We start from the raw sequence: 6,607 nt of genomic DNA, 5'->3' as shown, positions 1-6,607 counted from the left end.
GCCTGCCTCTTCACTTTCGGCATCCTGGTGGTGGGGGGGGGGGGCGGGGTACCCTCTCCTCGGCCCGGGGGTGGGCGCGCGCTTCCCTCGTGGAGTTCCACGAGGGAAGCGACGCCTCACCGAGGCACCCTTCGACAAGCTCAGGACACCGCCTCGGTTGATGGTCAGTACTTGCGGTCGGGCAGCGCCTCAGCGGCCTGCTCCGGGGTGAAGGTGGTCTCCTCGGTGACGATGCGATCGGGGACCTCCTCGCCGGCGACGACCTTCTCGGCGACGTCCATCAGCTGCGGCCCGAGCAACGGGCTGCACTCGACGATGAAGTTGATCTCGCCGGCGGCCAGCGCGGTCATGCCGTCCTTGACCGCGTCGACGGTGATGATCTTGATGTCGGTGCCGGGCTTCTTGCCGGCTGCCTTGATCGCCTCGATCGCACCCAGGCCCATGTCGTCGTTGTGGGCGTAGACGACGTCGATCTTCGGGTTAGACTGCAAGAAGGCCTCCATGACCTGCTTGCCGCCGTCACGGGTGAAGTCACCGGTCTGGGACTCGGTGATCTTGATCTTGGAGTCCGCGGAGATCTTGTCCTCGAACCCCTTCTTGCGGTCGATCGCCGGAGCCGATCCGGTGGTGCCCTGAAGCTCGACGACGTTGACCGCGCCGTCCTTGTCGACGTCGGACGCGTCTGCGTTGTCGACCAGCCACTGGCCAGCCTTCTCACCCTCCTCGACGAAGTCGGAGCCGATGAAGGTGACGTAGAGCGAGGTGTCTTCGGTGTCCACGGCCCGGTCGGTCAGCACGACGGGGATCTTGGCGCGCTTGGCCTCCTGGAGCACCGCGTCCCAGCCGGTCTCGACGACCGGGCTGAACGCGATGACGTCCACCTTCTGCTGGATGTAGGACCGGATCGACTTGATCTGGTTCTCCTGCTTCTGCTGAGCGTCGGAGAACTTCAGGTCGATGCCGGCCTCCTCGGCCGAGTCCTGGATCGATGTGGTGTTCGCGGTGCGCCAGCCACTCTCGGCGCCGACTTGGGCGAACCCCATGGTGATCGAGCCGTCGTCGGCGGCTTCGCTGCCGCCGCACGCGCTGAGCGACATCCCGCCCAAGGCGAGCGCACACAGCCCGATGAGGGTCTTCTTCACTGTCGTCCTCCAGTGTTTTTACTGCGGCGGCCAGTGTGACCGTCGTCACGATGCGACCCAGTGTGAGCGTTAACATCCGCGCGGTCAAGCGGAATGGGAAGATCGGTTCGAATCGGCAGCAGGTCGTCCGGAACTCCCCATACTGTGTGGACCATGACGCTCACCCTGACCCCGGAACAGGCGCGCCGGATCGCCGTCCGCGCCCAACTCCTCGATGCGCGTCGGCCGGTCTCGCTGGTGGAGACGGTGGACCAGCTGACCCTCCTGCAGATCGACCCGACCAGGGCGATCGCGCCGAGCGCGGATCTGGTGGCGTGGTCGCGGTTGGGGGATGCGTACGACCATTCGGATCTGACCTTCGCCCTCGAGCAGGAGCGCTCGCTGGTGGAGTTCTCCAGCTTCATCTTCCCCATGGACGAGATCGAGACGGTTCTCGCCCTGTCTCCGGGGCGGATCCACCCGACGGCGGTCGAGTGGGTGGACGCCAACAAGAGATTCCGTACGCAGGTCCTGGATCGCCTTCGAGCCGACGGCCCCCTCGTGGCCGGCGAGATCGAGGACACCGCCGAGGTGCCCTGGGCCTCGACCGGCTGGACCAACGACAAGAACGTCCTGCGGATGATCGAGCTGCTCAACCGGATGGGCGAGGTCGCCATCGCCGGCCGCCGCGGCAAGCTGCGCACCTGGGACCTCGCCGAGCGCGTCTACCCGTCCGACCTGCGACTTCCGCCGACCGAGGACGCCCTCAGGGTGGAGACGGTGCGCCGGCTGGCATCGCTCGGGATCGCCCGCCCCGGGCGGAAGGACTCCTCCGGCGGCGAGGTGCTCGGCGCCGGGGACGCGGGCGTCCCGTGCGCCGTGGCCGGCGTCGACGGCGAGTGGCGGGTCGACCCCGAGGCGCTGGCCGCCCTCGAGGACGGGTTCGCGCCACGGGCTGCCCTGCTCTCCCCCTTCGACCGCCTCGTCTACGACCGCGACCGGGCGCTGGACCTGTTCGGGTTCGAGTACGTCCTGGAGATGTACAAGCCGGCCGCCAAGCGCCGCTGGGGCTACTTCGCCCTCCCGATCCTGTACGGCGAGCGGCTCGTCGGGAAGCTCGACGCGAAGGTGGACCACAAGAAGGCGCTGATGAACGTCTTCGCCGTCCATGAGGACTTCGGGTGGACCGCCGAGATCGGTGACGCGGTAGAGGCCGAGATCGAGGCGCTGGCCGAGTGGCTGGGCGTCGGGATCGTCCGCCCTTGACGATGAACCCGAAAACAGGGCAAACCGACGCGAATTGCCCTTCTCCACCTCCTTCGGCGCGCCTACTGTGAGCGAACGGGGTCGGAAATCGATCAAAGGAGACGATCCGAATGGCAACGCTCAACCCCTACATCAGCTTCAAGTCCGAGGCCGCTGAGGCGCTCGAGTTCTACCGGTCGGTGCTCGGCGGCACCGTCGAGACGATGACCTTCGACTCCATGGGCGACGCGATGGGTCCGATGCCGCCGGAGGCGAAGGGCCTGGTCATGCACGGCTCGCTGACCCTCGACGACGGCCTCGTCCTGATGGCCGCCGACACGCCTTCGGGGATGGGCATGGAGTACGTCGCCCCGACCGCCGGCGTCACCGTCGCGATGACCAGCGCCGACCCCGCCGACCACCCGCGCTTCGCCGACTACTACGCCAAGCTCTCCGAGGGCGGTACGCCCGGGATGCCGTTCGCGCAGGCTCCCTGGGGCGATTACTTCGGCCAGTTCGACGACAAGTTCGGCGTGAGCTGGATGTTCGACGTCGCCGGCCCCGAGTCCGCACAGGCCTAGACGAAGGTCCGAGCAAAGATCCGTCTTTCGTAGGAGGCGCCGGGCTGCGAGTCGTTTTACCGTCGATACATGCTGATCGCGGAAGACCTGCTGCTGCTCGTGCTCGACGACGAGAAGGGCACGCTCGCCTCGTCCTGGGTCCAGCAGGCGCTGGGCGGAGCGATCCTGACCGAGCTCGTCATGGCGGGCTCGGTCCAGGTCGTCCCGAAGTCCGGGCTCACCCCGGCCAAGGCCGTGGCGGTGCCGGGCCGGCGGCCGGACGAGCCGATCCTGGCCGCTGCGTACGACGTCTTGGCGGCCAAGCCGCTGGCGGCCAAGAACGCCGTCACCAACCTCGGCAAGGGCCTGCACGAGGCCCTCGCCGCGCGGCTGAGCGACCGCAACATCCTCAGGCGCCGCGACGAGAAGATCCTCGGCCTCTTCCCGCGCACCACCTGGCCGGCCGCGGACTCGACCCACGAGAACGCCGTACGCGGCCACCTGGTCGCCGTGCTCATCCAGGGCGCCGTACCGGACGCACGGACCGGCCCGCTCATCGCCCTCCTCTCCTCCATCGACCTCGCCCACAAGGTGGTCGACACGAGGGCCGTCGGCGCCGGAGCGGTCAAGAAGCGGGCGAAGGAGATCGCCCGGGGTGACTGGGCGGCCAAGGGCGTCAAGGACGCGATGGACGAGGTCACTGCGGTCATGACCGCGGTGATGGTCGCCACCACCGTCACCACGACGACCACCTGACAAAACCCGAGGATCGCAGCCGCGGAGGGGCTGCGATCCTCGGGTTCGTGCGAGGCGGTCAGGCGAAGAACGCCCGCAGGTCGGCGGCGACGTCCTCGGGACGCTCCATGGCCGCGTAGTGGCCGCCCTCGGAGAACTCCGACCAGTGCTGGATGTTGGCGTTGTCCCGCTCGGCCAGCGACCTGATGGTCTGGAAGTCGTCCTTGAAGACTGCGACACCGATCCGGCCCTGGGAGACCTCCGGCTCGCGCTCGGCGTGCCCCTCCTCGTAGTGGTAGCGCGCCACCGAGGCGTAGGAGTTGGTGAGCCAGTAGTAGGTCGCCTGCTCGATGACCTGCTCAGGGGTGACCAGGGAGGTGCCGTTGCCGAAGGACTCGAAGAGCTCGCTGTAGGCCAGCGTCCCGACCGGCGAGTCGGCCAGCGCCGCGCCGATGGTCTGCGGCCGGGAGCCGTTCATGGCGTTGTAGCCGCCGACCGACTGGAACCACTGCATGTGCTCGAGCGCGGCGTACTCCTTCGGTCCGAAGCCCTCGAACTCGCTCGGGTCTCCCGACGGGAACGAGAAGAGCTGCAGCACGTGCGCGCCGAGGAAGCCCTCCGGGTTCAGCAGAGCCAGCTCGCGACCGACCATCGCACCGCCGTCGCTGCCGTGCACCCCGTAGGAGTCGTAGCCGAGCCGGCGCATGAGCACGTCGTACGCCTCGGCCGCCCGCTTCATCGTCCAACCGGTGTCGACCACCGGCGTCGAGAGCCCGAAGCCCGGCAGCTCCGGGATCACCAGGTGGAACTCGTCCGTCAGGAACTCGACCATCGGCAGGAACTCCAGGAACGAGCCCGGGTAGGTGTGGGCGAGCAGGAGCGCCTTGGCGTCCGGGTTCGAGGACGGTACGTGGACGAAGTGGATGACCTGGCCGTCGATCTCGGTCAGGTGGTTGGGCACGGCGTTGATGCGCGCCTCGACCGCACGCCAGTCGAAGCCCTTCCAGCGCTCGACCATGTCGGCGAGGTAGGCCGTCGGGGTGCCGTAGTCCCAGGAGTCACCGGGGACGCTGGGCGCGAACCGGGTGCGCTCCAGACGGGAGCGGAGGTCGTCGAGATCCGCCTGCGGGAACTCGACGGTGACGGTGCTGATCTCGGTGTTGACCTGCGTGTTCATGACTTCTCCTTGGTTGTTTCCGACCTTGTGAGACCTACGTTATGAAGGGTTCCGGCAAGCCTGATTCCGGAATTCCACTGGCCCGTGAATCTTTTTTCCCGCACTCTGAGCCTGTGCTGGAAACCTCTGCGCGACTGCTCGCGCTCCTCGGTCTGCTGCAGTCCTCGGCCGGCTGGACCGGCGCCGACCTGGCCACCCGGCTCGACGTCTCCGAGCGCACCGTGCGCAACGACATGACCAAGCTGCGCGAGCTCGGCTATCCGGTGGAGTCGGTCCGCGGCCCGGGTGGGCGCTACCGGCTCGGTGACGGCGGGAAGCTTCCGCCGCTGCTGCTGGATGACGAGGAGGCGCTCGCGGTCGCCGTCGGGCTGCGTGCCGCGACAGGCATCACCGGTGTCGCGGAAACCAGTGCCAGGGCGCTGGGCAAGCTCGAGCAGGTGCTGCCCGACCACCTGCGTCGCAAGCTCGCCGCGGTGGTCGATGCGATGGACGCCGGCCCGGTCAACACCGACAGCAACGTCCCCGACCCGGACGTCGACGCCGGCACCCTGCAGGCGCTGGCCACCGCCATCCGGGACCATGTCGGCGTACGCGCCGACTACCGCGACGAACCCATCGAGGTCGAGCCCTACCGGCTGATCGCCTGGCAGCGCCGCTGGTACCTCGTCGCCCGCGACCCCCGCGCCGAAACCTGGCTGCCGCTGCGCGTCGACTGGCTGCGTCTCAAGATCCCCGGCGGGCGCCCCTTCCGTCCGAGCGACCCCTCCTTCGACCTCACCGAGTTCGTCGTACGCGAGGTCGCCCGCACCGGCTGGGCCGTCCACGCCCGCCTGATCATCGCCGCCTCCGCCGCAGAGGTCCTCTCCCGGATCAACCCCGCCGTCGGCACCGTCGAGCCGATCTCCCCCGACCGCAGCGTCCTGGTCACCGGCGGAGACAGCCTCGAGGTCGTGGCCGTCTGGATCGGCATGCTCGGCCTCGACTTCACCGTCGAGTCACCCCCAGAGCTCCGCGACCACCTCAAGATCCTCGCGACCCGGTACGCCGCCGCCGTCGACCTCCCGAACCTGACCAGGTAGGTGCATCCGGCGCGGCTCAGCCGCGGACAGCCTCGACGAACGCGCGCACGAGGGGATGGACCGGGGCTCCAGCAAGGGCGCCGATGTGGGGCTGGAACATGCTGGTGACGTAGAACGGATGGTTCGGGAACTCCAGGACCTCCGCGCCGGCGTCGTCCGCGGTCGCGCCGACGACGACACCGATCTTCTCCAGCGTCGCTACCGCCTCTGCTGTGGGCGCGTAGTTGCAGAAGTGCATGCCGACGAACGGCTCCGGCTGCCAGCCCGCGAAGCGGGTGCCGGGGACCGGGGTCACCAGCCGCTCCTCGCCGTAGAGCGAACAGGCCAACGCGGCAACCGCGTTGTCATCCCCCGCGCCGTCGGACTCGGCATGGGTCGCCGCGGAACCGAGCACGTTGCGGGTCCACTCCAGCACCGCGTACTGCATGCCTCCGCACGACCCGAGGAACGGGATCCCCCGCTCGCGGACGACCGTGAGCGCAGCGATAACCGCGGCGTCATCGGCATAGGGCGAGCCAGGAACCAGCCAGACCCCGTCGTAGCTCGAGATCTCGAACCCCGAGTCGGTCGGCACCCACTCCGTCTCGACCCCGAGCTCGGCCAGCCGCGGCCGAAGCGCGTTGAGCTCCTGATGGCTGCGGTGTCCCCGGTCGTCGCCGAGCAGTGCGATCATGCGCCGAATCGTCCCAG

At 68.6% G+C, this 6,607-nt stretch carries 7 protein-coding genes; 4 read left to right on the top strand and 3 right to left on the bottom strand.

Annotated elements, in window-relative coordinates:
- Nucleotides 1-164: 164 nt before the first annotated feature.
- Entirely contained in the window at nucleotides 165-1,142 is a 978-nt protein-coding gene (locus ABZU72_RS25460) for an ABC transporter substrate-binding protein (protein ID WP_355021576.1), read from the bottom strand.
- A 153-nt stretch (nucleotides 1,143-1,295) separates the two neighbouring features.
- Between ABZU72_RS25460 and ABZU72_RS25455 the strand changes: the two genes are divergently transcribed.
- The 3 genes from ABZU72_RS25455 to ABZU72_RS25445 all read left to right on the top strand — a co-directional run bounded on the left by ABZU72_RS25455 (nucleotide 1,296) and on the right by ABZU72_RS25445 (nucleotide 3,682).
- Nucleotides 1,296-2,387 (top strand): crosslink repair DNA glycosylase YcaQ family protein, encoded by a 1,092-nt coding sequence (locus tag ABZU72_RS25455; RefSeq protein WP_355021575.1) that lies wholly within the window; start codon nucleotides 1,296-1,298, stop codon nucleotides 2,385-2,387.
- A gap of 110 nt (nucleotides 2,388-2,497) precedes the next feature.
- Nucleotides 2,498-2,947, top strand: coding sequence for a VOC family protein (locus tag ABZU72_RS25450; RefSeq protein ID WP_355021574.1), 450 nt, complete (start codon nucleotides 2,498-2,500; stop codon nucleotides 2,945-2,947).
- A gap of 69 nt (nucleotides 2,948-3,016) precedes the next feature.
- Complete coding sequence (locus ABZU72_RS25445) at nucleotides 3,017-3,682, top strand: GPP34 family phosphoprotein (RefSeq protein ID WP_355021573.1); 666 nt, start codon at nucleotides 3,017-3,019, stop codon at nucleotides 3,680-3,682.
- Nucleotides 3,683-3,740: 58 nt separating this feature from the next.
- Here ABZU72_RS25445 and ABZU72_RS25440 read toward each other — a convergent pair whose 3' ends face one another.
- Nucleotides 3,741-4,838 carry an epoxide hydrolase family protein gene (locus ABZU72_RS25440; RefSeq protein WP_355021572.1) on the bottom strand — a complete coding sequence of 366 codons (1,098 nt, stop codon included), beginning with the start codon at nucleotides 4,836-4,838 and terminating at the stop codon, nucleotides 3,741-3,743.
- Nucleotides 4,839-4,951: 113 nt separating this feature from the next.
- Here ABZU72_RS25440 and ABZU72_RS25435 point away from each other — a divergent pair, with 113 nt between their 5' ends.
- Complete coding sequence (locus ABZU72_RS25435; protein ID WP_355021571.1) at nucleotides 4,952-5,917, top strand: WYL domain-containing protein; 966 nt, start codon at nucleotides 4,952-4,954, stop codon at nucleotides 5,915-5,917.
- Between the two features lie 16 nt (nucleotides 5,918-5,933).
- Here the strand turns inward: ABZU72_RS25435 and ABZU72_RS25430 are convergent, their stop codons facing one another.
- Entirely contained in the window at nucleotides 5,934-6,590 is a 657-nt protein-coding gene (locus ABZU72_RS25430) for a CTP synthase (protein ID WP_355021570.1), read from the bottom strand.
- Nucleotides 6,591-6,607: the final 17 nt, after the last annotated feature.

Origin of the sequence: Nocardioides sp. NPDC004968, from assembly GCF_040608935.1 — a bacterium.
GTDB lineage: Bacteria > Actinomycetota > Actinomycetes > Propionibacteriales > Nocardioidaceae > Nocardioides.
The sequence above is the reverse complement of the archived record's forward strand: the minus strand, read 5'-3'. Positions and strand labels throughout refer to the sequence as shown.

Bases quoted from the DNA above. Each gene is read 5' to 3' on its own strand.
- ABZU72_RS25455 (WP_355021575.1), top strand. From the start codon at position 1,296: ATGACGCTCACCCTGACCCCGGAACAGGCGCGCCGGATCGCCGTCCGC.
- ABZU72_RS25445 (WP_355021573.1), top strand. From the start codon at position 3,017: ATGCTGATCGCGGAAGACCTGCTGCTGCTCGTGCTCGACGACGAGAAG.
- ABZU72_RS25430 (WP_355021570.1), bottom strand. From the start codon at position 6,590: ATGATCGCACTGCTCGGCGACGACCGGGGACACCGCAGCCATCAGGAG.
- ABZU72_RS25450 (WP_355021574.1), top strand. From the start codon at position 2,498: ATGGCAACGCTCAACCCCTACATCAGCTTCAAGTCCGAGGCCGCTGAG.
- ABZU72_RS25440 (WP_355021572.1), bottom strand. From the start codon at position 4,838: ATGAACACGCAGGTCAACACCGAGATCAGCACCGTCACCGTCGAGTTC.